This is a genomic window from Herbidospora solisilvae (assembly GCF_009901565.1).
Classification (GTDB): domain Bacteria; phylum Actinomycetota; class Actinomycetes; order Streptosporangiales; family Streptosporangiaceae; genus Herbidospora; species Herbidospora solisilvae.
The window spans coordinates 258305-283416 of the sequence record NZ_WXEW01000006.1 but is presented as its reverse complement, the minus strand read 5'-3'; the positions used below and the strand labels follow the sequence as shown (position 1 = coordinate 283416).

At 70.6% G+C, this 25112-nt stretch carries 18 protein-coding genes; 9 read left to right on the top strand and 9 right to left on the bottom strand.

Features of this window, described 5'->3' with window-relative positions; translation table 11 throughout:
• Positions 1-98: 98 nt before the first annotated feature.
• Positions 99-1655 carry an AMP-binding protein gene (locus tag GT755_RS21340; protein ID WP_161481430.1) on the top strand — a complete coding sequence of 519 codons (1557 nt, stop codon included), beginning with the start codon at positions 99-101 and terminating at the stop codon, positions 1653-1655.
• Here GT755_RS21340 and GT755_RS21335 read toward each other — a convergent pair.
• On the bottom strand, positions 1628-2992 hold the full coding sequence (locus GT755_RS21335; protein WP_328794445.1) for an MFS transporter: 1365 nt from the start codon (positions 2990-2992) through the stop codon (positions 1628-1630). The two genes, GT755_RS21340 and GT755_RS21335, sit on opposite strands and share 28 nt — an antisense overlap.
• Positions 2993-3214: 222 nt before the next feature.
• Between GT755_RS21335 and GT755_RS39815 the strand changes: the two genes are divergently transcribed.
• Together GT755_RS39815 and GT755_RS39810 are read left to right on the top strand one after the other, a co-directional pair.
• Positions 3215-4060, top strand: coding sequence for a helix-turn-helix domain-containing protein (locus GT755_RS39815; protein ID WP_161481428.1), 846 nt, complete (start codon positions 3215-3217; stop codon positions 4058-4060).
• Positions 4057-4269 (top strand): DUF397 domain-containing protein, encoded by a 213-nt coding sequence (locus GT755_RS39810; RefSeq protein ID WP_285589298.1) that lies wholly within the window; start codon positions 4057-4059, stop codon positions 4267-4269. Before GT755_RS39815 ends, GT755_RS39810 begins: the two co-directional genes overlap by 4 nt.
• Before the next feature lie 115 nt (positions 4270-4384).
• On the opposite strand, the gene GT755_RS21320 is transcribed toward GT755_RS39810, so the two are convergent.
• From GT755_RS21320 to GT755_RS21295, 6 genes are all read right to left on the bottom strand, one after another.
• A complete protein-coding gene (locus tag GT755_RS21320) occupies positions 4385-7684 on the bottom strand; it encodes a PQQ-dependent sugar dehydrogenase (RefSeq protein ID WP_161481427.1) in 3300 nt (1099 codons plus the stop codon).
• A gap of 118 nt (positions 7685-7802) precedes the next feature.
• On the bottom strand, positions 7803-8975 hold the full coding sequence (locus GT755_RS21315; protein ID WP_202610327.1) for a sugar phosphate isomerase/epimerase family protein: 1173 nt from the start codon (positions 8973-8975) through the stop codon (positions 7803-7805).
• Positions 8976-10002: 1027 nt separating this feature from the next.
• Positions 10003-10365 (bottom strand): hypothetical protein, encoded by a 363-nt coding sequence (locus GT755_RS21310; protein WP_161481425.1) that lies wholly within the window; start codon positions 10363-10365, stop codon positions 10003-10005.
• 111 nt (positions 10366-10476) lie between these two features.
• On the bottom strand, positions 10477-10902 hold the full coding sequence (gene mscL / locus GT755_RS21305) for a large conductance mechanosensitive channel protein MscL (RefSeq protein WP_161481424.1): 426 nt from the start codon (positions 10900-10902) through the stop codon (positions 10477-10479).
• A gap of 1094 nt (positions 10903-11996) precedes the next feature.
• Positions 11997-13436 carry a serine/threonine-protein kinase gene (locus tag GT755_RS21300; RefSeq protein ID WP_161481423.1) on the bottom strand — a complete coding sequence of 480 codons (1440 nt, stop codon included), beginning with the start codon at positions 13434-13436 and terminating at the stop codon, positions 11997-11999.
• Positions 13423-14427, bottom strand: a complete 1005-nt coding sequence (locus tag GT755_RS21295) for a LacI family DNA-binding transcriptional regulator (RefSeq protein ID WP_030451054.1) — start codon at positions 14425-14427, stop codon at positions 13423-13425. Before GT755_RS21295 ends, GT755_RS21300 begins: the two co-directional genes overlap by 14 nt.
• 286 nt (positions 14428-14713) lie before the next feature.
• On the opposite strand from GT755_RS21295, the gene GT755_RS21290 reads away from it, so the two are divergent.
• On the top strand, positions 14714-15388 hold the full coding sequence (locus GT755_RS21290) for a DUF305 domain-containing protein (protein WP_161481422.1): 675 nt from the start codon (positions 14714-14716) through the stop codon (positions 15386-15388).
• A gap of 76 nt (positions 15389-15464) precedes the next feature.
• On the opposite strand, the gene GT755_RS21285 is transcribed toward GT755_RS21290, so the two are convergent.
• Positions 15465-16046, bottom strand: coding sequence for a hypothetical protein (locus tag GT755_RS21285; protein ID WP_161481421.1), 582 nt, complete (start codon positions 16044-16046; stop codon positions 15465-15467).
• Positions 16047-16099: 53 nt separating this feature from the next.
• Between GT755_RS21285 and GT755_RS21280 the strand changes: the two genes are divergently transcribed.
• The 4 genes from GT755_RS21280 to GT755_RS21265 all read left to right on the top strand — a co-directional run bounded on the left by GT755_RS21280 (position 16100) and on the right by GT755_RS21265 (position 21923).
• Complete coding sequence (locus GT755_RS21280) at positions 16100-16780, top strand: response regulator transcription factor (protein WP_161481420.1); 681 nt, start codon at positions 16100-16102, stop codon at positions 16778-16780.
• On the top strand, positions 16780-18063 hold the full coding sequence (locus tag GT755_RS21275; protein ID WP_161481419.1) for a sensor histidine kinase: 1284 nt from the start codon (positions 16780-16782) through the stop codon (positions 18061-18063). Before GT755_RS21280 ends, GT755_RS21275 begins: the two co-directional genes overlap by 1 nt.
• A 24-nt stretch (positions 18064-18087) precedes the next feature.
• Positions 18088-21162 (top strand): AfsR/SARP family transcriptional regulator, encoded by a 3075-nt coding sequence (locus tag GT755_RS21270; protein WP_161481418.1) that lies wholly within the window; start codon positions 18088-18090, stop codon positions 21160-21162.
• Between the two features lie 62 nt (positions 21163-21224).
• Positions 21225-21923: an oxygen-binding di-iron domain-containing protein gene (locus GT755_RS21265; protein WP_161481417.1), complete on the top strand. Its 699-nt coding sequence runs from the start codon at positions 21225-21227 to the stop codon at positions 21921-21923.
• On the opposite strand, the gene GT755_RS21260 is transcribed toward GT755_RS21265, so the two are convergent.
• Positions 21920-22834 (bottom strand): alpha/beta fold hydrolase, encoded by a 915-nt coding sequence (locus tag GT755_RS21260; protein WP_328794444.1) that lies wholly within the window; start codon positions 22832-22834, stop codon positions 21920-21922. The two genes, GT755_RS21265 and GT755_RS21260, sit on opposite strands and share 4 nt — an antisense overlap.
• Positions 22835-22981: 147 nt before the next feature.
• On the opposite strand from GT755_RS21260, the gene glgX reads away from it, so the two are divergent.
• On the top strand, positions 22982-25078 hold the full coding sequence (glgX, locus tag GT755_RS21255) for a glycogen debranching protein GlgX (RefSeq protein ID WP_161481415.1): 2097 nt from the start codon (positions 22982-22984) through the stop codon (positions 25076-25078).
• Positions 25079-25112: the final 34 nt, after the last annotated feature.

The window sequence follows — 25112 nt, the reverse complement described above, 5'->3', positions numbered from 1 at the left end:
GGCATTCATACCCATTCGACCGAAAGTAATCACACATGCGGTTTGTGTGAGAATGGTCGCCGACGATTGTTCTGGACTATTGTTCTGGAGGGCGTGCGGTGACCCAGTTCGACCTGGCCACGCTGCATGAGGCGATCGCGGCGGCGGTTCCCGAGCGGGAGTGCCTGGTGTGGCGCGACCGGCGCTGTTCGTGGCGGGAGACGACCGAGCGCACCCGGCGGCTGGGCAACCTGCTGCACGCGCGCGGGCTCGGCCCCGGCGCGCGGATGGCCGTCTACCTGCACAACGGCCCCGAATACCTGGAGGCCCTGCTCGGCGCCCACAAGGCCCGGGTGACCCCGTTCAACGTCAACTACCGCTACACGGCCGACGAACTGGCCTACCTGTTCGCCGACGCCGGACCGGCCGTCGTGGTCTTCCACGCCGCCTTCGCGCCGCTCGTCGCGAAGGTGGCGCCGCCGTCGGCCCTCCTGCTCCAGGTCGCGGACGACACAGGCCACCCCCTGGTGCCCGGAGCCCTCCCCTATGAGGAGGCGCTGGCCGCCGCGTCGCCGGAACCGGTGCCGGCCACCCCCTCGCCCGACGACCACCACATCATCTACACCGGCGGCACGACCGGCATGCCCAAGGGGGTCGTCTGGCGGATCGGCGACCTGCTCGACGGCCCGGTGGGCGTGCGCCGCAGGGACGGCTCGCCGTTCCCGTCCCTGGCCGCCCTGGTGGAGCACGCCGCCGCCAGCCGCCGCCGCATCCTTCCCGCCGCGCCCCTCATGCACGGCACCGGAGTCTGGTTCACCCTCAACGGCTGGTGCCTGGGCTCGACGGTCGTCATCGCCGACCGCGTCGACCGCTTCGACGCCCCGAGTCTGCTGGCCACCCTGGAACGCGAGCGTGTCACCGGCACCGTCATCGTCGGCGACGCCTTCGCCCGCCCCCTGGTGGAAGAGCTCCAGAACCGGGTGTACGACCTGAGGCTCGGCATGATCGGCACCAGCGGGGCCTTCCTGGGCGAGGCCCTGCGCGCCCGCCTGGCCGAGCTGATCCCGGGCGTGCGGACCGTCGACACCCTCGGCTCCTCCGAGACCGGCAACTCGGCCGTGCGCATGGACGGCGGGAGGTTCGAGGCGGGCCCGTGGACGGTCGTGCTGAGCGCCGACCTGACCCGCGTCCTGTCCCCCGGCGACCCGGAGGAGGGCTGGCTGGCCCGCTCGGGCCCGATCCCGCTCGGCTACCTCGGCGACCCGGAGAAGACCGCCCGCACCTTCCGCACGGTGGACGGGGTCAGGTACGCCGTCCCCGGCGACCGGGCGGTCTGGCGCGAGGACGGCACCGTCGACCTGCACGGCCGCGAGGCCACGGTGATCAACACGGCGGGCGAGAAGGTGTTCGCGGAAGAGGTGGAGGGCGTCCTGCGCGAGGTCGAGGGGGTCGTGGACGCCCTGGTGGTCGGGCGGCCCAGCGAGCGGTGGGGGCAGGAGGTCGTGGCCGTCGTACAGACGCGGGAACCCGGGGAACCGGACGACGCCACGCTCAAGAGCGCGTGCGCCGCTCGGCTCGCCGGGTTCAAGGTGCCGAAGGCGTTCGTCCGGGCCGACCGGGTCCGGCGGCATGCCAACGGCAAGGCCGACTACGCCTGGGCGCGGTCGATGGTCTGAGCGCTGAGCGGCTCGGCGATGTCCTCCAGGGACCGCCGGGCCGCCTCGACGCCCAGGAACCACTGCACCAGACCGGCCGCGACCATCAGCCCCGCGCCGATCAGGTAGCCCACCGTCACCTGCCCGACCTGCTCGCTCTCCACCAGCCGGCCGAACAGCACCGGCCCGATGATGCCGCCGAGGCCGGTGCCGACCGCGTAGAACAACGCGATCGCCAGCGCCCGCGTCTCCATCGGGAAGATCTCCGACACCGTCAGGTAGGCCGACGAGGCCCCCGCCGAGGCGAAGAAGAAGACCACCATCCAGCAGACGGTCAGCGTCATCGCGTTGAGGACCCCGGCGTCGAACAGCAGGGCCGTGCCGACGAGCAACAGGCCCGACAGCACGTAGGTGCCCGCGATCAACGGACGGCGTCCGATCGAGTCGAAGAAGTGGCCCAGCAGCAGCGGCCCCAGGAAGTTCCCGATCGCGATGGGGATCAGATACCAGGGGGTCGAGCCGTCGGGCACCCCGAAGAAGGTGGCCAGCACCAGGGCGTAGGTGAAGAAGATCGAGTTGTACAGGAACGCCTGGCCGACGAACAACGACAACCCGACGACGGTACGCCGCGGATAACGCCGCACCAGCGTCATCGCGACCTCCGACAGCGGGGTGTGGTCCCGCTGGTTGACGGTGATCTGCCGGTCGGCCTTCGGCAGCTCCTGGTGCACCGACCGCTCGATGTCGGCGACGATCCTCTCGGCCTCCTCGTCCTTGCCGTGGATGAACAACCAGCGCGGGCTCTCCGGCACCAGCCTGCGGATCAGCAGGATGCCGATGCCCAGGATCGCGCCCAGCCCGAACAGCACACGCCACCCGACGTCCTCGGGCAGCACCTCCGGGTTGAGCAGCGGGATGGCCACCAGCGCGCCGAAGACCGTGCCCAGCCAGTAGGAACCGTTGATGATCAGGTCGATGCGGCCCCGGAGCCGGGCCGGGATCAGCTCGTCGATGGCCGAGTTGATGGCGGCGTACTCACCCCCGATTCCGGCGCCGGTGAAGAACCGGCACAGGAAGAAGTACCAGGGCTCGAACGAGAACGCCGTGGCCACCGTGGCGGCCAGGTAGAGGGCCAGTGTCGCCAGGAACAACTTCTTCCGCCCGAACCGGTCGGTCAGGTGGCCGAAGAAGAGCGCGCCCAGGCACGCGCCGAGCACGTAGATGCCCGCCGCGAGGCCCACCTCGGAATCGGTCAGGTTCAGCCCGCCGGCGTCACTCGTCAGCCGGGGCCCGATCACTCCGACGATGGTGACCTCGAGACCGTCGAGCACCCAGACGGTGCCCAGCCCGAGCAGCACGAGCCAGTGGAAACGCGACCATGGCAGTCGGTCTAACCGCGCGGGAATGTCAGTCGTGATCTGCTTCATGCAAGGCCAGCTACCCCAAGAAGGACCTGGGATTCTCCGGCGGTGCAGAAATGTCCACCGTCACTAATCCGCATTACCTGGAGTCCCTAACGCGGCGTGGCAGACTTCGTGACACCGGCATTACCAGTAAATCGGCTGGGGGGTAATTCGTAAATGGGAACTGGGCGACTGCCGACGATCCGGTTACGCCGCCTCGCCGGTGAACTGACCCGCCTGCGCACCGAATCCGGCTACAGCCGCGAAGAGGTCGCGAGCCACCTCGGTGTCGCGTTCTCCACCGTCTACCGCATCGAGACCGGGCTCACCCGCCCCCGCGCCAGAACCCTTCGTGACCTGCTCGAACTGTACGACGCCGACCCCGCCCACCGGGACGCCCTGACCGACCTCGCCCGTGACGCGGGGGACCGCGGCTGGTGGCACGCCTACGGTGACGTCCTCCCCGGGCCCTACGTGGGGCTCGAATGGGAGGCCGTGTCGGTGCGCAACTACGAATCGGTGGTCATCCCCGGACTCCTCCAGACCGCCGACTACGCGCGGGCCGTCATCAGCGCCGCTCTAGAGGAGACCCCGAAGGCCACCGGCCGCCGGGTCGCCCTGCGGCTCCAGCGGCAGCGCAAACTCGACCAACGAGACTTCGCGATGTGGGTGGTGCTCGACGAGGGAGTCGTCTGGCGCCGCGTCGGCGGCCCGCGGGTGATGGCGGAGCAGCTCCGTCACCTGCACGAACTGGCCAACCGCCCGAACATCACGATCCAGGTGCTCTCTCTGCGTGGTGGCGCCTATCTCGGCATGGGCAGTCCGTTCAGCATCCTCAGCTTCGCCGGACCCGCCGACGGGGAGGTCGTGCTGCTCGAGAACCCGGGCGGCGAACTCTACCTGGAGGCGCCCGACCAGCTCAGGCGCTGCGCCCACATCTTCGACCATCTACGGGCGGCGGCTCTCAGCCCGGAACGGTCGTTGGAAGTACTCGAATCCGCAGAGAAGGAGATGACCTCGTGAAGTTCACCGACCTCGACGTTTCCGCCGCCACCTGGCGCAAGGCCGAGAAGTCCAACAGCCAGGGAGACCAGTGCGTGGAGGTGGCGCTGATGGGCCACGCCATCGCGCTGCGCGACTCCAAGAACCCGACCGGGCCCATCCTCGCCTTCACCCCGGCTGAATGGGACGCGTTCGTCCACGGGGTGAAGGGCGGCGAATTCGACGTGTAGAAACCGCGAAAGCGGCGGAAGGACGCGCGCTCCTTTCGCCGCTTTCGTCGTGCCGGAAATGGAAAAAGGCGGGGGGCCACGGGGGCCTCCCCACCTTCTTCCTGAGGGTTATGGACTAGATCTCGGAGAGGAGCTGGTTGGCGTCCCTTTCGAGGGCCGCGCGCAGTTCCGCGTCCTTGACGTAGTCCCGCTGGGACAGCGTGCGGATGAAGCCGTTGAGCTCCGACCTGGCCGCGGACGGCTTGTTCAGGCTGAGGCTGTGCTGCGCGTCGCGCAGGTGGTTCAGCAGCGCCGTGGCGCCGTTGGCGGTGATCTTGCCGGCGTCGCGGAGCCGGGGGATCAGCGTCTCCAGGTCCTCGTACGAGGTCGTCACCGTGAACTTGACCTGGGCGGTCGTGGTGCGGCCGGCCTTGTCCTTCACCGTGCCGACGAGCGTGTGCTCGCCGAGCGACAACTTCCACAACTCGAACGGCTGGCCGGGGGTGACCGGCTCGCCGTCGATGGTGGCGGTCATGGTGTCGATCCCCGAGTGGGCGTCGGCGCCGGTCACCACGGGGGTGACGACGTCGGCCGTGCCGTACTCGGTGGCGGTGACGCCGGTGACGCCGGCGGTCGGGTTGGTCTTGTCGATCCGCACCGTGAGCGTGCCGACCGCGGAGACGTTGCCGCCCGAGTCGGTGGCGCGGTAGAGGAACGTGGTCACGCCCTCGGCGGTGATGTTGACCGGGTTGTTGGCGTTCTGCCAGGTCTGGCCGCCGTTGATGGAGTACTGGCGGCTGGAGACGGTGCCGTTGTCGGTCGCCGCGACGGTGACGCTGACGTTGCCGTCGTTCCACCCGTTGGCGTTCGGCGCCGGGTTCGGCGTCGCGGTCACGGTCGGGGCGGTGGTGTCGGCCACGCCGCCGCCGACGTAGGTGAACGAGTCCAGTTCGACGCCGCCGGTGGAGGTGACGTACAGCTGACCGGTGCCGGTCGGGGCGTTGGCGAGGGAGGTGGTGACCTCCTGCCAGCCGGCGCCGGCCGGGATGGTGGCGGTGGCGAACGGCGCGGCCGTGGCCGAGTTCCAGCGCAGCGACAGGGTGCCGGCGCCGGAGGCGCGGACCTTCACGCTGTTGATGCCGGCGAAGTTCACCGGGTCCCAGGCGATCGAGTCACCGGGGTCGAGCGAGGTGATCTTGCCGAGGCCCGAGGCGTTCGGGTCGTCGGTGTCGACCGCGCCGTTGATGATGTCGGCGTGCTCGGCCTGCTGGAGCTTGGGGTTGAGGATGATGCTGGCCTCGCCCAGCGCCGGCGGGAGGCCGTTGGCCCCGTTGTCCCGGTAGGAGATCACGACGACGCCGAAGATGTTCTCGGTCTCACCGTGCTCGGGGGCGTTGGCCGGGGTCGGCCAGGCGCCGGTGCAGCCCGTGCCCAGGGTCTCCGGGTGGGCGTGGTTGTCGTGGCCGAGGCCGAAGTTCCACTGCATCCGGGAGCAGACCGCGTTCGGGCCGTCTTCGGCGTCGGTGGCCGAGAGGTTGAACGGGATGGCCTGGCCCCAGTCGAAGAAGCCGCCGTTGCCCGGCGTGTTGACGCTGACCTCGGGTGCGGTGTTGCCGACGGAGACCTCGACCGAGGTCAGCGCCGAGCGGCCGCCCGCGTCGGTGACCTTCAGCCGGGCGAAGTACAGGCCGTTGGTGGTGTACGTGTGGCTGACCTGCACGCCGGTCTTGTCGAAGGTGCCGTCGCCGTCCACGTCCCACTCGTAGGTGAGCGTGCCCGGCTCGGTGTCGGTCGAGCCCGAGGCGTCGAAGTTCACGGTCAGCGGCGGGCCGCTCGACGAGCGCTTGTCGGTCTTGATCTTCGCCTGCGGCGACTTGTTGTCCGGCGAGTAGTCGATCCGGTAGAGACCGGCGTCGGGGTTGGCGCGGAAGAAGCCGTCGCCGTAGTCCAGGACGTAGAGCGAGCCGTCGGGGCCGAACTCGATGTCGATCGGGCTGTCGGTGATCGGCATGGCGGCCTGGGTCAGCGCCTTGTTCGGGAAGAACTGCTCGATCTTGGTGACCGGTCCGTCCGGGCCGGCCAGCGTGAAGGCCGCCAGGTAGTCCTGCGAGAACTCGGCGAAGAACGCCTTGCCGTCCCAGTACTGCGGGAACTTGTGGGCGGACGGGTTCGCGGGGTCGTAGTGGTAGATCGGGCCGCCCATCGGGCCCTGGCCACCCTGCGGGTCGAAGTCCGTCAGACCCGCCCACTCGGCCGGCTGGTGGGTGTTGTTGTCGCCGTAGTACAGGTCGGCCGGGGTGGCCGGCGGAAGCTGCGCGATACCGGTGTTGTGCCGCGAGCCGCTGATCGGGCCGGCGGCGCAGTCGAAGAACTCACGCGGTGTGTTGGTCGCGAAGTTCCAGTTGTTGTAGTTGAAGTTGTTGCCCGTGCAGTACGGCCAGCCCGCGTTGATCGGCTTGTTCGTCGGGGTGGTGTTCCACTCGACGTAGCCCATCGGACCGCGGTCGGGGTTCGGCGCGCCGGCGTCGGGGCCGTAGTCGGCCCACGACAGGGTGCCGGTCGCCGGGTCGACGTCCAGGCGGAACGGGTTGCGCACGCCGGTCACGAAGACTTCCGGACGGGTCTTCTCCGTGCCGACCGGCCACAGGTTCCCGGCCGGGATCGTGTACGAGCCGTCGGCCTGGACCTTGATGCGCAGGATCTTGCCCCGCAGGTCGTTGCTGTTGCCGGCGCCGCGACGGGTGTCGTTGCCCGGGTTGACGCCGGGGGCGTCGTTGTTCGGGGCGTAGCCGTTGGCGCCCGGCGCGGAGGCCGGGGTGTTGTCACCGGTGCCGAGGTAGAGGTTGCCGTCGGCGTCCCAGTCGATGTCACCGGCGACGTGGCAGCACTGGCCGCGCTGGGTCTCGACCTTGATGATGACCTGCTCGGTCGACAGGTCGAGCTTCTCGCCGTCCCACTTGAACCGGGAGAGCTGGTTGTAGCCCTTCCACTGGTCCCAGTAGGCGTCGGTCTGGCCCGCCGGCAGCGTGTTCGGCGCCGAACCCGTCGGGGTGGTCGCGACGTAGGGCGGGGTCATCGTGCGCGGGGCGTAGTAGAGGTACACCCACTTGTTGGTCGCGAAGTCGGGGTCGAGCGCTACGGTCTGCAGACCGTCCTCGGAGTTGTTGTAGACCGGGATCGTGTTGACGATCTTGGTGATGCCGGTCGACGGGTCGGTCAGGCGGAGGTCGCCGGTCCGGGCCGTGTGCAGGACGCGCAGGTCCGGGAGCACGGCCATGTCGACGGGCTCGCCGACGTTCTTGGTGAGGGTGATCTTCTCGTAGTTCGACCAGGTGACGGCGGGGTCGTCGGCGGCCTGCGCCGGGGCGCCGAGCATGCCTAACGGAAGCGCCAGGGCGGTCACGAGGACCCCCAGCGCCCTTCGGGTACGCTGCATGGAAGGTACTTCTCCTTGGACGAGGAGTATTGATGACCGGACCGCCGTGCCCGCCGGGGCAACGGCGGATCCGCGCGGCGGTCCGGTGGAGAAACGGGGCTGCGAAAACGGCGAACGGTTACTCGTAGTACCGGTCTTCGCGCATGTCGGCCCAGTTGTTCCAGCTCAGCTGGGCGAGCCCGAGAGACTGCGCCGGGTCGGCGCCGTTGGGGGCGTTGTCCTGCTCGTACATCGGGTGGTGCTTGTCGCGGATCTTGACCCGCTCGAAGAACTCCCGGTAGTTGATGTTGCCGGTGCCCAGCGGGACCATGTCGTAGCCGTTGGGGATCGCCGGGTTGACCTTGCCGTCCTTGATGTGGAACAGCGGGTAGCGCTTCTGGTTCTCCCGGATCAGGGTGAACGGGTCGAAGATGTCCTGCACCACGGTGCCGTCGGCGGCGGTGTAGTTGCTGAACTTGTACTGGGCGACGTGGGCCCAGAACAGGTCCATCTCCAGGAAGACCAGGTGCTTGTCGGTCTGGCTGAGGAAGTACTCGAGCTTGCGGATGCCGGACGAACGGGTCGGCCGGCCCAGGGCGTCGAGCGGCCCGCTGTCGAGCAGGAAGTTGTAGGCGGCGTCGTGGTTGTGGGTGTAGAGCTTCAGACCGGCGGCGGTCGCCAGCTCGCCCAGGGCGTGCCACTTCTCGATGGCGACGTCCCAGTCGGCCTTGAAGTTGCTGCCGGTCGGGTCGTTGCCCGTGCCGACGTGCTGCATGCCGAGGATGTTGGCGATCTCCAGCGTGCGCTTCCACCGGTCGAGGTCGGCGGTGCTGAGCGGCCAGGAGCCGGGGATGAAGCCGTGGTTGCCCTGCGCGCGCAGGCCGTTGGCGTCGAGCCACGACCGCAGTAACGTCGCGCCGGCGACCGACTCGAGGTTGTTGCCGCCCTCGGAGTTGGCGTGCTGGGTGTAACCGGCGAACTCGATCTGCTTGTAGCCGATCGCCGCGAGGGCCGCGAAGACCTCCTTGAAGCCCGAGGGGTGCGGGCTCGCGTTCGGGTCACGGCTGATGGCGTCGCGGACGGTGTAGAGGATGATGCCCCGCTGCGAGGCGGGCACCAGGGCGCTCCGGTCGTCGGGCAGCGCCGTGGCGGCGGGGTCGGCCACGGGCACCTCCTCGGCCTGGGCGGTTCCGGGCAGGGCGAGCGGCAGCGCCGTGGCCGCGGCCACGCCGGTGGTCGCCGCCATGAACTGACGCCGGTTCAGCCCCAGGGTGCGGCGGAGGGAGTCTTGTTGGGCATGCGTGTCGCTCACGCTTACTCCTCTTCGGTGAGGGACGCGTGCGCCGATCACGTCTCTGTGACTCTGTGTCGACCCGCAGGCTGCCACCGCCCTTGAGCTGATCGATGACATTGTTACTACGGGATATGAGGGTGGTCAACGGGCCCAGACCCGGGTTGTGATCCCCGGTCGGACCGTTCCCGAACCGTGTGGGAGCGTGTTCCCGCTGGCAGTCGCGGACAGTGCAACGTCACATGGGGCCCGGCGAGGCTAATTAATCTCGTCCATCGGCAGACTTCTGTTGACAAAAATCATAAGTCGCATCTATCGTCCCGAAACATGTAGGACATCTGTGGTTTCTCCTACAAAACGTCCGATGTATCCCGGGTGACGGTTCCTCCAGAACCGGGCTCCCGCAGTCCCCCCGCCATTCCGTCTCCTGGTGGATTCGGTTCGGTCCCTCCCGTCGTCGCGCCGAGTCGACGGGTCACCAGGGAATGCCACCCCGGCCTGGATCCCCAGCCTGACTGTCCGGAAAACACCGAGATCGCCGTACCGGTTTGATGGGTACGGCGATCTCGGGTTGACCTATGTGAAGCGTCCGACGACCCGCCGGCTGGTTGAATCGCCGGCCGGTCGTCTGGCCGGGATATGCGCCTGCCGGAATTTTGGCTGGTGGGGCCGCTTTTATTCGTTGCTGGACGAGCTGCTGCCGGTGCGCCTGGCTGGGGCCTTTTTGTTGGCGTTATCGACTGGGGCGGCCGATTCCCGGTTCGGGCGGCCTTGGCGCGTTCGAGGCGCCGCTGAATCTTTCGCGGCCTGACCTGTTCCCTCGCGGAGACACGCGCCCTTGCGGGGCCTTGGCGGTCCCGCCCTGTTTTCTCGCGGTCCTGGGCCGGGCGTTCGTCCCTTGGCGTTGCGGGGTGGGGCTGCGCGGCCGGTTGGCGCCGGGGGCGGTGAGGCATTCGGGCGGCGGGCGGGGTTGTGGTGGGCGGAGCCGTAACGGAAGAAAGAATGTGCCCCGCCGGGCCGTCGTGGCGGCCCGGCGGTGTGGCCGGCGTCAGCCGCCGCAGGCGACGGCGAGTTCCTGGGTCGCCTCGGAGGTCTTGGTGGCGAACTCCGTGATCGCCGACGGGTTCGCCGGGTCGATCTTGAGGGTCGCCCACGTGTCGGCCATCTTGGTGAGCGACGACTTCAGGTCGCCGTCGGCCTTGTCGGCCAGGCCCTTCAGCTGGGTGGCGAGGGCCTGGGTCTCGCTGTTGATCCCGTCGAGGTTCCCGGCGGCCTGGCCGACCTTGGTGCTGTAGTCGGTGAACGCCTTCATGGCCTCGTTGCAGACCTCGGTCGTGCCGCCGCTGCACGCGGCGACGCCCATGAGAAGGGAGGTCGCACCGGCGACGAGGATGAGGCGAGCGGTCTTCATTGGGAGAGTGCCTTCCTAGTTGTCTTTGACAAGACGGGACACTAGGAGAGCCCACTTGCGGCGGCCTTTCACGCCGCTTACAACTTTTACGCCGCCCTTATGTATGAACCCTTACGCGGGCGGCCGCTCCGCCGCCGCCGGGGTCAGGTCGCTCGTGCAGAAGGCACACCTGCGGGCCTCGATCGGTACGTCGCTTAAACACTCCGGGCACTTCTTCTCCGTGGCGACCTTGTCCTTCTCGAACATGGCGATCAAACGGGTCATGGGGGTGACCACCAGCCAGTAGACGACCGCCGCGATGATCAGGAAGCTCAACAGGGTGTTGAGGAAGTGGCCGTAGGCGAAGTCGCTGCCGTTGACGGTGAACTTGAGCTCGCCGAAGCTCTGCTCCGCGCCGCCGGTGATGGCCTTGACCAGGGGAGTGATGAAGTCGGCGACCACGGCCTGGACGAGCCCGCCGAACGCGGCGCCGATGACCACGGCGACCGCCAACTCCACGATGTTGCCGCGGAGGAGGAACTTTTTGAATCCGCTCATGGGCCCGCAGGCTACCCAATGAAAGGCGCAGAATCCGTACGAAAGATTCGGCAGGCTTGCGGGAAGGTGAAGGGTGGGTCCGGCAACCGAGGCGATACGGGGAGGAAACACATGCTTATTCTGGGAGCGCTCCCATTGACGGGAGCGCTCCCACGGGATATCGCGGGTTTTGCGCGGAGGGAATCGCGGATCGTGCGGACACGTGCGGGGGCCCGCACGATCTGGGTTTACTCTGCCGGGTCAGGACGCAGGTCCGCCAGCGGGCGTTCCACAGAGTGGACTCCGGAAGGCCGGTACGGGGTTTTGGCGCATGGCCCGGCGGATGGACTGGCCGGCGATTGTCGCGGCTTTTCGCGGGGCGGAGGGAATGGCCCGCCCGCCCTGGGGGTCGAGCATCTCGTGCGGGGCTGACACTTTCTGAGAGCACGGCAACGGGATGGGGAGGACGGGCTCTGCCGCCTCTTCTGCGCGCTTTCGGGTCGGCGCGGAAGGTGAGGCGTTTGTTCTGCGCCGCGGGCCGTGAGACGGACGTCCAAGTTGTGCGAGGCCTCGGAGGTAGCGGTCGGCGCTGATCGGTTCGGTGACGAACTTGGCATCGCGCAGCCGGAGGCCCGTCTCCTGGCGGACGAGTTCAGATCGCGTCCACGACGCGGCCCTCGGCGGTTCCGCATGCTTGGTCGCACGGTGGAGGGGCGAAGGTTTGTCTGCCTCGGCGTCGTGTGAGCGGATGCCCAAGCTGCGGGAGGCGAGGCCTGTTCTGTGCGCTTGGTTGCACGGTGCAGAGGTACAGGCTTGTCTGTCTCGGCATGCGTGAGGCGGATGCCCAGGCTGTGGGAGGCGGTGGGCGCGGGGCCTTCGTTCAGCATTGGGACACCGTTCTCAGCAGGCCTTTAGGCGCATGGAGTCTGCCCGAACGCCTGGAGGGCGCAACCCCTCACGATCGGGTCTCCGGTGTCGCAATGCCGGCTTCGAAGCAGAGAGTCACCCCGCTTGTAGACGCCTGCCGCCTGTTCCCGGCGGTCACCCAGGGGGCCGGGACACGCGCGAGAACCCCGCCCTGGGCCAGGCGCAAGCCAGTCCGAGGAAGGTCGCTCTCAGGCGCCCTTCGCGGCGAAGGCCGCGGACAGGCGGTCGAGGGCTCTTTCCAGGCGGGACTTGAAGGCCGGGGTGAGGACCTCTTCCCTCAGGCGGTCGTCGAGTTTTCTGCGCAGGTTGCCGATCGCGTTCGCGTCGTCGTTGGCGATCATGTTGCGCAGTTCCAGCCGCAGGTCGTCGGCCGCGTAGCCGATGATGTGGCCCGACTTGTCGCCCTCGGCCACCAGGCGGTCGAACTCCGCCGCCGCCGCCTTCACGGTCGGGACGCCGGGGGCGGGGCTGGCCAGCGGGATGGGGCCCAGCGTCGAACCGGGACGCGGGGTCGGCCGGGGCGGCGGGCTCGTCGGCGGATGCTCGGGCTCGTCTTCCGCGATCGGCGGTGAGCCCGCGTCGGTAGCCCTGGGCTCGGCCGTCTCGGGGGCCGGGTCCATGACGGGGACGCTGTGGTCGGCGGGGGTGCGCGCGGTGGCCTGGCTGGTGGGGGTCACGCTCAGGCTGATGTCGGCGGCCAGGCCGGCCGGGGTGCCCGGCTGCTGGACGAGCAGGATGCCGAGTGCCAGCACCCCAGCGACGGCCGCGCCCCACTTCACCCAGCCGGGCTCGCGTTCGGCCTCGCCGGGCATCAGAGCGGCGGCGACCTCCCGCGCGCTGGGGCGTTCTGTCGGGTCAGGCGACAGACACCGGCGGCAGAGGGCGGCGATCTCGGAGGGGAGGCCGGGCACGCCGTCGGGGACCGGGGGAGGGCCGTCGCGGCGGGCCTGTTCGATGCCCTCCCAGGTCGTCTCGGGATAGGGCGGCCGGCCCTTGAGCATCTCGTACAGGAGCACGCCCAGGGAGTAGACGTCGACCGCGGGTGCGGCGGGTAACTCCCTGAGGCGTTCGGGGGCGACGTAGGGCGGCGTGCCGAAGTCCTTGACCAGCTCGTCGTCGGCCTCGCCGGCGAACGCGGCGATGCCGAAGTCGAGGAGCTTGGCGCCCTCGGGGGTGAGCAGGACGTTCTCCGGCGTCACGTCCCGGTGCACGATGCCGCGTTCGTGGGCGGCGGCGAGCACCAGGGCCAGGCGGGCCGCTGTGGCGGCGGCCTCCTCCCAGGGGAGCGGGCCCTCGGCCAGGCGGTCGGCCAGGGACCGGCCCTCCAGGAGGCGCATGACGACGTAGGCGGCCAGGCGTCCCCGGGGGGTCACCGTCTCGCCGTAGTCGTAGACCTCGATGGCGTCGGGGTGGATCAGCCGGGCCGTCGCCCTGGCCTCCCGGCGGATGAGTTCCCGGCCGGGATTGTCGCCGTCGAGGGACGAGTCGAGCAGCTTGATGGCGACGGTCCGCTGGAGAGACTGGTCGAACGCCTTCCAGATGACCGACATGCCGCCCGTCGCTATCCGCTCCTGGAGCAGATAGCGACGGGTCAGGACATCGCCTTCGGCCAGCTCAGGTCGATTCACGGACGATCAGTTCCGTGGGCAGGACGGGGTTCCCCTTGGGCGCGTCGCCTTCGGCGAGCGCCATGAGGAGCATCCGGGCGGCCAGGGCCGCCTGTTCCTCTACGGGCTGGCGGACCGTGGTGAGCGTCGGCGAGGTGTGCCGGGCGATGGGGGCGTCGTCGAACCCGACCACCGCGACGTCGTCGGGCACCTTGCGCCCGGCCCGCCGCAGCGCCTGGATCGCGCCGGCCGCCATCACGTCGGACGCGGCGAACACCGCGTCCAGCCTGGGCGCGCGTTGCAGCAGCCATTGCATGGCGTGCGCGCCCGAGGCGTGGGTGAAGTCGCCGTACGCGACGGGCATGTCGGTGACCCCCGCGTCGCGGAGGGTCTCCCGGAACCCGTCGAGCCGGTCTCTGGCCGCCGGGAGAGTCGGCGGCCCCGCGATCGTGGCGATCACCCGCCGGTTGCCCAGCAGCAGGTGCTCGGCGGCCTGGCGGCCACCGTCGCGGTTGTCCATGTCGACGTAGGGGAGGTCCACGCCGTCCGGTGGACGCCCGGCGCTGCGCACCGGGATCCCCGAGGCGGCGAGCGTCACGGCGAGCGGGTGGCGGGCCCGCGCCCCGATCAGCAGCACCCCGTCGACAGCCCCCGCCACCAGTGGCGGAGCGGCGATCGCGGCGGTCGCCGGAGTGGCCGTCATGACCACGAGGGGTACCCCGTGGCCGGCGAAGACCTCTTCGGCGGCCGACAGCAGTCGTGCGTAGTACGGCTCGGTGAACAACCGAGGCGTCTGCTCACAGACCACTGCGGCGACGATCTGGTCCGTACGGCGCGCGGTGGAACCCCGGGGGGCTCGCCGGCGGACGTACCCCAGGCGCGACATGGCGTCGTGGACCTGTCGCCTGGTGCTTGTTGTCACTCTGACCGAGCCCGTCAGGACTCGGGAAGCGGTTGCCGGGGAGACGCCAGCAGCGGCGGCTACCTCTGCGAGGGTGGGAAGATCGGCCATCCGGTCTCCTCAGGCCCGAAGTGTGTTACGCGGCGGCTTGGGAGCGCTCCCAAGAACGTATCACTGTTTCGTGCGTGTCAACAGAGGTTTCAAGTGGATGAAACCTTTCATCGATTTTCTGCCCACTTGCGCATGATCGCAGGTTAGAACACGTGCTCCGGAAGCGCACCATGGTTTGACCGAAAGAGTTAGGAGAGTGCGGTGAGAGGCATGATTTGGCCGGTCTGTGGCTCTTCGCCCTTTGGCTGAACACTCCCTTATGTGGGTTTCGGTAGGGTCTCGCCCCATGACGACCTTCCGCCGGATCGCCCTGCCCGCCGTCGCGGCCATGGCCCTGATCTCCGGGTGCTCCGCCGAGAGCGGCACCGACGCCACGCCTTCCCCGGCCGCTTCCTCCTCCGCGGCCGCCATCCCCACCGTGACGGCGTCGCAGGAGACCCAGGAGCCACCGGCGACCGAGGCTGCCGAGGAGCCGACGGCCACCGAGGAGCCCGCGGTCGTCGCCGACGCCGGGCCCAACGAGACGGACAAGACCTTCGCCGCGACGTTGATCACCCACAACCTCCAGGCCTACGACCTGACCGGGCTCGCCGCGACCGCCGCCGGTGACCAGTGGGTGCGCGACTTCGCCGCCGAGATCCGTGCGGCTCGCGAGCCCGAGGTGGCGACGTTGAAGAGCTGGTTGTCGGAGTGGGCGGTGGAACCGCTGGAGCGCGGGAAGCCGATGCCGGGGCTGATCTCGGACAAGGAGATGGCCGACCTGGCCGGGTCGGCGGGGGCGGCCTTCGACGAGCGTTTCGTGGCGTTGATGATCAAGCACCAGAAGGGGGCGCTGGCCCTGGCCGAGGAGGAGGCGGCCGGCGGCGAGTACGGGCCGGGAATCCAGATGGCCAACGCGATCACCGAATCGGGTCAGAAGCACCTGAAGGAGTTGCAGAGGTATCAGAAGTCGCTCAAGTAGCGCTTCCAGCTGAAAAGGGCGGCCCTGCCGCCCTTTTTCTATGGAGAAGGAAACCCTTCATCGCTACGCGCCGCCGCTACCTCTCGTAGGTGTCTAGCCTCGGTGGCAGTGCGTTCCACGTGCAGAAGGCCGACGACTCCTGGTTGTCCTTGAGGAACGTGATCCGCAGCCAGTACGGCTCCGTCCACGTCTTGAGCTCCCAGCCCTCCGCCGGTGTGGCCGACACGATCCGGCAGTCGGTCTCGCCCACGGCCACCGTCGCCCGGCCGCCCTTGAGGGTGAAGGTGTGCAGCCTCTCCTCCGTGACCGGTGAAGGCGCGGGGGCCGGGACCGGGTCCCGCGCCGGGGTGCTGGTCGTGCGCGTGGGCGTCGGGCGGTTGCTCGCGGCGGGCTTCCTCCTGGGCCGGGGAGCCGGGGTCGCCGCAGGGGCGGCGGAAGAGGGCACGGCGGCCGGGGTGGGCGGCGGCTCGTCCACCGGCGCGGGGGGAAGGTCGCGCTGGGCTCCCGAGACCAGGTTCGGGGCCGCGACCACCAGCGGCGTCAGCGGTTCTCCTTCGCCGAGGGCGGTCCGCAGGACGCCGCTCACGCCGAACCAGGCCACTCCGACGGCGAGGGCGGTGGCCCCGCACCACGCCACGATGTACCCGATCGCCCGCATATGGCGGCATTATCCCCGAAAGACCATTGAAACGTGTCGTAACGTGTGGGGCCATGGCGACGGTTCTGGTGGTGGAGGACGACGAGTTCGTCCGGTCGGCGATCATCCGCGATCTGGGGGGCCGCAGCCACGCCGTGCGCAGTGCGGGTGGCGCTCTCGACGCGCTGCGCGACATCGCGCACTTCCCGCCCGACGTGGTCGTGCTCGACCTGGGCTTACCCGACCTCGACGGCGCCGAGGCGCTGAAGATGTTGCGGGCCATCTCCGACGTGCCGGTCATCATCGCCACGGCCCGTGACGATGAGGCCGAGATCGTGCGGCTGCTGCGGGACGGCGCGGACGACTATCTCGTCAAGCCGTTCTCCGGCGACCATCTCAACGCGCGCATCGAGGCGGTGCTGCGGCGGGCGCGGACCGTCCCGGCGACGGCGGCGATCCGGATCGGCGGGCTGACCGTCGACCCGGCGCGGCGTGAGGCGGCGCTCGACGGCAGGCCGCTGGAGCTGACCCGCCGGGAGTTCGACCTGCTGGCCTATCTCGGGGCGCGGCCCGACCGGGTCGTCTCGCGGAAGGAACTGCTGACCGAGGTGTGGCGGCAGTCCTACGGCGACGACCAGACGATCGACGTGCACCTGTCATGGTTGCGGCGCAAGCTCGGGGAGAGCGCGTCGAGTCCCCGCTACCTCCACACGGTGCGGGGCGTCGGAGTGCGCCTCAGCGCCCCGAGCGTCTAGTGCGCAGGAGCCTGGCGCTCGTCGCCGTCGCCGTGACGGCCATGGTCGCGCTCGCGTTCCTGGTCCCGCTGGCCGCCGCCGTCAAGCAGGCCGCCGAGAGCCGGGCGCTCAACGACGCCGAACGCCAGGCCAGCATGATCGTCCCGGCGCTCGTCGTCACCACCGACCCCGACCGCCTCGAACCGGCGCTGGCCAGCACCGCCGCCGGGGGCGCGAGCCGGCTGGCCGTCCACCTCGACGGCGTCTCGGTCGGCGTCTCGCGGGTCGGCGGCGTCGACCTCGCCACCGCGCGGGCGCAGACCATCAGGGTCGGGGGCGGGTTCGCGGTGCTCCGACCGGTCGCGCTCGACCGGGGGAGAAGCGCGGTCATCGAGGTGTACGTCCCCGACGCCGCCCTCAGCGAAGGGGTCGCCGCCTCCTGGGCGGTCCTCACCGGGGTGGCCGTCGCGCTGGTCGCGGGCTCGGTGGTCGTGGCCGACCGGCTCGGGTCGCGGATGGTGAAGGCGACCCGGTCGCTGGGCGAGGCCGCGGGCGCGCTCGGCGCCGGAGACCTGTCGGTCCGCATCACCCCGGCCGGGCCGCCCGAGCTGGTCGCCGCCGGGCAGGCCTTCAACACCATGGCCGACCAGGTCGCCGGGCTGCTCGCGGCCGAGCGGGAACTCGCCGCCGACCTGTCCCATCGGCTGCGCACCCCGCTCACCGCCCTGCGCCTGCACGTCGGCACCCACGGCCCGGCCGCCGAGCAGGTCGACCGGCTCGAACGCGAGGTCGACGCCATCATCGAGACCGCGCGCCGGCCCTCCCGACCGGTGCAGGGCTGCGACGCCGCCGCGGTGCTGAAGGAGCGGCTGGCCTTCTGGTCGGCGCTGGCCGAGGACCAGGCCAGGCCCTGGGATCTGTACGGCACCGAGGAGCCCGCCAAGGTCCCCGTCGCGGCGGCCGACCTGAGCGCGGTCATCGACGCCACCCTCGGCAACGTGTTCCGGCACACCCCCGAACGGACCGCCTTCACCGTCACCCTCCACCAGGGGTCCGGCATGGTGGGCATCCTCGTCGCCGACGCCGGGCCGGGCATCGACGATCCGGCGGGCGCGCTGAAGCGCGGCCACAGCGGCGCGGGGTCGACCGGTCTCGGGCTCGACATCGCCCGCCGGCTGGCCGAGTCGACGGGCGGCCACCTCAAGGTCGACCGGTCGCCGCTGGGCGGCGCGGCCATCCAGATCTGGTTGCGCACGACCGGTCCGCGACCGGCACGCCGGTTGTTGCGCAGAGCCGGACATTAGCCCTTTTTTCGGTAGCATCCCCCAATGGAATTCCGGGTGCTCGGGCCCATCACGGTGATCGGCGCGGACGGCGCCGCCCTTGACATCGGACCGCTCCAACAACGGTCGGTGCTGGCGCTCTGCCTGCTGGCCTCACCCCGCCCGGTGACCGTGACGCGCATCATCGACGCCCTGTGGGACGAGGAGCCGCCGGCCAGCGCGGTCAACACCGTCCAGGCGTACATCTCCAAGCTGCGGCGGGTGCTCGAACCGGGCCGGTCGCGCCGGGGGGCCGCGGCCGTGCTGGTGGGGCGGGCCGGCGGCTACGCCCTCGACATCGCCGACGGCGACGTCGACCTGCGCCGGGTGGCCGGGCGGGTCGACGAGGGGCGGCGGCTGCTCGCGGCCGGAGACGCGGGGAAGGCGGCCCGGGAGTTCCGGCTGGCCCTCAGCGAGTGGCGCGGCGACGCGCTGACCGGGTTCGAGAACCTGCCCTGGGCGCGTGAGGAGCGGGTCGCGCTCGACGAGCTGCGGCTGACCGTCGTCGAGGAGGCCAACGAGGCCGACCTCGCGCTCGGCCGGGGTTCGGAGCTGGTGCCGGAGCTGGTGCGGCTGGTGGCGGCGTACCCGACGAGAGAACGTGTCAGAAGACACGCCGCGCACGCCCTCTACCAGGCCGGACGCCAGGCCGACGCGCTCGCGCTGCTCGCCGAGGGGCGGCGGCTGCTCGTCGACGAGCTCGGCCTCGACCCCGAGCCGCGCACCCGCGAGCTGGAGGCGCGCATCCTCGCGCAGGACGCCGCGCTCGCCCCGTCGGTCCCGGTGCGCCTGGTCGCGCCGCCCCCGGAGGCGGAGATCCTGGGCCGCTCGGCCGAGCTGGCCCGGCTGGCCGCCGCCGTCGAGGCGCCCGGGCACCGGATCGTGCTGGTCGCCGGGGAGCCCGGCATCGGCAAGACGAGCCTGGTGGAGGCCGCGGCCCACCGCGCGACCGGCGCGCGGGCGGTCGTCGGGCGGTGCTGGGACGGCGGAGCCGCGCCGCCGTTCTGGCCGTGGGTGACGGCGCTGCGCGAACTGACCGGCCGCGACGGCGAGCTCGCCGAGATCACCGCCGCCACCGGCGAGTTCCCCATGTACGAGGCCGTCGCCCGCCTGGTCAACGCGGCCGGCCCGGCGGTGGTCGTGCTCGACGACCTCCAGTGGGCCGACGCCGCCTCGTTGCGCCTGCTCGACTTCCTGGCCACCACCCGGTCGTGCCCGGGGCTGACCGTGCTGGCGACCTACCGGGACACCGAGGTCGGCGAGCCGCTGGCCCGCGCGCTGGCGGCGCTGCGCCGCCTGCCCCACGTCGAGGGCGTGACCCTGGGCGGGCTGCCCGAGGACGCGGTGGCCGAATACCTGGCCCGCTCCGGCGGCGACCCGCTGCGCGCCGGGGTGGAGCTGCGCCGGACCGGCGGCAACCCCTTCTTCCTCGGCCTGGGCGACTCCCCGGGCGCGATGGCCGAGGTGCTGCGCGGACGCCTGGCCGCCCTGCCGCCGGGAGCCCACGACGTGCTGAGCGCCGCCGCGCTGATCGGCCGGGAGACCGAGCTGGGCGTGCTGCTCGACGTGCTCGACCTACCCCAGGACCAGGTGCTCGACGTGCTCGACGCGGCGGTCCAGGCCCGGCTGCTGACCGAGCGGTCGCTGACCTACTCGTTCAGCCACGACATCGTGCGCGACGTGCTGCGCGACGGCCTGGCCCCGCTGCGCCGCCGCCGGATGCACGCCCGGGTCGCGGCCGTGCTGGAGGGCCGGGGCACCCAGCCGGGGGAGCTGGCCTACCACTACCGCGAGGGCCTGGTCATCTCGGGGATGGCGGCCAAGGCCATCACCTACGCCCGCGCCGCCGCCCGGCACGCCGCCGGCCAGTTCGCCCACGAGGACGCCGCCGTCCACCTGGAGCACGCCGTGGCCCTCACGGGCCAGCTGCCCGTCACCGACCTGGCGCTCCGGTGCGACCTGCTGATCGAGCTGGCCGAGGCACTGACCGTGGCGGGGCTCAACTCCCGCGTCCACCCGGTTCTGGACGAGGCCGTCGCGGTCGCCGACGAGCTGGGTGACGGCGAACGCCTCGCCCGCGCGGCGCTGGGCTTCTCCGACCCCCTGGTCTGGGCCATGTACGAGGAGCTGAACGCCACCGCCGTCCTGGTCGAGCGGATCGACCGGGCCCTGAGCGGGGCCGGCGCGCGCTGGCGCTCCATGCTGCTGTCGGCCTCGGCGATCATCGGCGCCTTCACCCGCCCGATGGACGCCAGCCGAGCCCTGGCCGCCCAGGCCGTCGAGGAGGCCGCCGACGACCGCTCGCTGCTGCGGGCGCTGAGCGCGGCCGAACTCCTCTCGCGGGGCGTCGCCCCCGTCGAGGAGCGCGCGGCGCTGCTGGCCCGCATGCGCGGCGTCGGCGTCGACCTGGTCGACGAATGGCTGGTCCAGGAGGCCTGGTACGTCGAGCTGTTCACCCAGGGACGCTTCGACGAGGGCCGCCCGATCCTCGACTGGTTGCGCCGGACCGCCACCGAGCTGCGCCGTCCCGCCCTCGTGGGCCTGGCGGCCTGGCAGGCGGCGATCAGGGCCTACATGCTCGGAGACCTGGCCGGGGCCGAGGCCGAGGCGGCGGAGGCCGCCCGCGCCCACCCGGAGGGCGGCCGGGGCCCGAAGTCACGCGCCGACCTGATGCGCGCCCTGCGGCTGCGCGCCGAGGGCGACTCGGCGGCGGCCCTGGAGATCGAGCACCAGGAGCAGATGTGGACGGTCCTGCGCTGCGCCCTCCTGCTCGACGTCGGCCGGAAGGAGGAGTCGAGGGAGATCTTCGCCGCCCTGTCGCGCGACGGCTTCGCCGTGATGGTCGGCGACCTCGCCTACCGGATCGTGCCCGACCTGCTCACCGAGCTCATCGTGGCCTTCGACGACCGGGAGGCGGCGCGGGCCCTCTACCCCCACCTGGAGGTCTGCGCCGGGCGCGTGCTCGGCTGGGCGGTCGCCGACCGCTGCCTGGCCCGCCTGGCCGACGTGCTGGGCCGTGACTCCTCCGCGCTGCGGAAATCGGCCGAGGAGTTCGCCCGGAGGGCCGGCATGCCGCACTGAGCGGTCCGGCGGCCAAGTGCCCGGCAAGAAACGGCCAAGCCGGAGCCGCGACGCTGGACCGCATGCTCGAACCGCATCGCATCGCCCCCGACACCGTGCTGGTCCCACGCCTCGTCCCGGCCGCCGACGGGTTCGGCTTCGTCAACACCATGGTGATCACGGGCCGGGAGCCGGTGCTGGTGGACACCGGCTCGGCCGTCCACCGCGACCAGTGGCGCGAGGACGTGTTCTCCGTGGTCGACCCGGCGGACGTCCGCTGGATCTTCGTCAGCCACGACGACGCCGACCACGTGGGCAACCTGACCGCGGCCCTGGAGACCTGCCCCCGCGCCACCCTGGTGACCGGCCGCCTGCGCCACCCGCCGCTCGACCCGCGCCGCCGGATCCGCCACATCCGCGACGGCGAGGCCTGGACGGTGGCCGGCCGCACGTTGACGGCCGTCCGACCGCCACTCTTCGACGCCTCCGCCACCCTGGGCCTCTACGACGGCCGCACCGGCGTCTACTGGTCGGCCGACTGCTTCGGCGCGGTGGTGCCCCACCCCACGGCCGACGCCGCCGACCTGCCCGCCGACGAGCACCTGGAGGCGGTCGACCGCTTCGCGACCGGCCTGAGCCCCTGGCGGGCCTGGCTCGACCCGGTGGTCTTCGGCGGGTACCTCGACCAGCTCGCCGCCATGGAGGTGACCGCCCTCGCGACGGCCCACGGCCCGACGATCACCGGGCGGCGGGTCAGGCTCGCCTTCGACGTGCTGCGCTAGCTGCCGCTGGAGGTCTCCGGAGGGAAGGTGTGGCCGGTGCGGAGGAACTCGCGCCACTTCTCCTGGTCGTATCTCTGGGGGTGGGTCGCCTTGACGAACTCGACGACGGTTTCGACGAAGCGTTCGGGCTGGTCGTGGTGGGGGAAGTGGCCGGTCTGGGGGAAGACGGCCAGCCGGCTGCCGGGCATGGCCTGGTGGGCGACGGTCGCGTGGGTGGCCGGGATCACCGTGTCGTTGGCGCCCCAGATGATCAGGGTGGGCATGCCGGCCGTCAGGTAGCAGCGGTCGAGCATGGTGATCACCTGGCCGCGCATGTCGACGCCCGCCCGCAGCGTGCGCATGAACGCCTGACGGGCCGTCATGCTGGTCAGCCCCTGGTAGCGGGCCAGCACGTGGTCGAAGTCGGGGCCCATCCGCAGGCCCCGCTTCAGCAGCGGGGCGGCGAGGCGGACCAGCCGCTGGACGGGGGCCGAGGTGGCGACGGCCAGGCCGGTCTCGGCGGCGAGCGGGCCGGTGGCCAGGCGGAGCAGGGGATGGACCTCGCGGCCGACGCCGCCGCTGCTCACCAGGACCATGCGCTCGCAGCGCTCGGGGAACTGGTAGGCGAACTGCATCGCGATGCCGCCGCCGAGGGAGTGGCCGACCACGGTCACCTCGTCGACGCCCAGCACGCCGAGCAGGTCGCGCATGCCGCAGGCGTAGGCGGCCACCGAGTAGTCGGCGCGGGGGCGGTCGGACTCGCCGTGGCCGAGGAGGTCGGGGGCGATCACGGTGTGGTGCTCGGCCAGCATGTCGATGACGGGCTTCCACGTCTCGGAGCTGTCGGCGATGCCGTGGATCAGCAGCAGAGGCGGTCCCGCCCCGGCTATCCGGTAGGCCCGCCTGTACCCGTGGACTTCAAGGAAGCGCACCTCGCTACTGTCCATACAAGATTGTTCTGCCAGGTTGTTGCTGGTTTGTAACGCGTCCGTTTCTCCACGAAACCGAGGTTTTCCCGGCCCGTGGGAGTAACTCGCGATATGCGGGCAAAGAGAGTTCCCGCGATGGAGCATATGAAGATGCGAGAGATCTGGCCGGGGGATCCCTATCCCCTCGGCGCGACATATGACGGCGCGGGCACCAACTTCGCGCTCTTCTCCGAGGTCGCCGACCGGGTGGACCTCTGCCTGTTCGACGACGAGGGCGAGGAGGAGCGCGTGACCCTCTCCGAGGTGGAGGGCCACGTCTGGCACTGCTACCTGCCGGGCATCCAGCCGGGGCAGCGCTACGGCTACCGCGTCCACGGCCCCTACGACCCGAAGCAGGGCATGCGCTGCAACCCGCGCAAGCTGCTGATCGACCCCTACGCCAAGGCCATCGAAGGCTCCGTGACCTGGGACCAGGCGGTCTACGGCTACACCTTCGGCGACCCGTCCAGCCGCGACGACAGCGACTCGGCGCCCTACGTGCCGCGCAGCGTCGTCATCAACCCGTTCTTCGGCTGGGGGCACGACCGCCCGCCGCAGACGCCCTACCACGACACCGTCATCTACGAGGCCCACGTCCGGGGCCTGACGATCCGGCACCCGGGGGTGCCCGACCGGATCAAGGGCAGCTACGCCGCCATCGGCCACCCGGCGATCATCGACCACCTGACCTCGCTGGGGGTCACGGCGATCGAGCTCATGCCGATCCACCAGTTCGTCACCGACCACATCCTCGAGAAGCGCGGCCTGTCGAACTACTGGGGCTACAACACCATCGGATTCTTCGCCCCCCACAACGCCTACTCCTCCTCGGGGCAGCGCGGCGGGCAGGTGCTCGAGTTCAAGGCCATGGTCAAGGCCCTCCACGAGGCCGGCATCGAGGTCATCCTCGACGTCGTCTACAACCACACGGCCGAGGGCAACCACCTCGGGCCGACGCTCAGCATGCGGGGCATCGACAACGCCAACTACTACCGGCTGGTCGAGAGCGACAACCGCTACTACATGGACACCACGGGCACCGGCAACAGCCTGCTCATGCGGTCGCCCCACGCGCTGCAGCTGATCATGGACTCGCTGCGCTACTGGGTCACCGAGATGCACGTCGACGGGTTCCGGTTCGACCTGGCCTCGTCGCTGGCCCGGGAGCTGCACGACGTCGACCGGCTGTCGGCCTTCTTCGACCTCGTCCAGCAGGACCCGGTGTTGTCGCAGGTCAAGCTGATCGCCGAGCCCTGGGACGTCGGTCCCGGCGGCTACCAGGTCGGCAACTTCCCGGCCCGCTGGACCGAGTGGAACGGGCAGTACCGCGACACCATCCGCGACGTCTGGCGGGGCGAGCCGGCCCGGCTGCCCGAGTTCGCCTCCCGGCTCACCGGGTCGAGCGACCTCTACCAGCTCGACTCCCGCCGCCCGGCGGCCTCGATCAACTTCGTCACGTGCCACGACGGGTTCACGCTGGAGGACCTGGTCTCGTACAACGACAAGCACAACGAGGCCAACGGCGAGGAGAACCGCGACGGCGCGAACGACAACCGGTCGTGGAACTGCGGGGTCGAGGGCCCCGCGACCGGGCCGGTCGCGCAGCTCCGCGAGCAGCAGAAGCGCAACTTCCTGGCCACGCTGTTCCTGTCGCAGGGTGTGCCGATGCTCTCGCACGGCGACGAGCTCGGCCGCACGCAGGGCGGCAACAACAACGCCTACTGCCAGGACAACGAGATCGCCTGGGTCGACTGGACCGAGAACTGGTTGTTCCTCGACTTCACCCGGCGGGTCTCCAAGCTGCGCCGCGAACACCCCGTGTTCCGGCGGCGGCGGTTCTTCTACGGCCGTCCCGTCCGGGGCTCCGGCGACTCCCTCTCGGACATCGCCTGGCTGACCCCCTCGGGCACCGAGATGACCGACCAGGACTGGAACAACGGCTACGCCAAGGCGCTGGCGGTGTTCCTGAACGGCGAGGCGATCACCGAGCCCGACAGCCGCGGCCGGCGGATCGTCGACGACTCGTTCCTGCTGCTCTTCAACGCCCACTACGAGGCGATCGAGTTCACCATCCCCGACGACTACGGCGAGATGTGGGAGACCGAGCTCGACACGGCCATGCCGATCGCGACCGGGACCCGGATGTGCCGGGCCGGTGAGGCGGTGCCCGTCGCGGGACGATCCGTGCGGGTTCTGCGGCGCTTGTGACGTTTCTGCCCGCTGAGGAGCGGGGTAAGGGGCC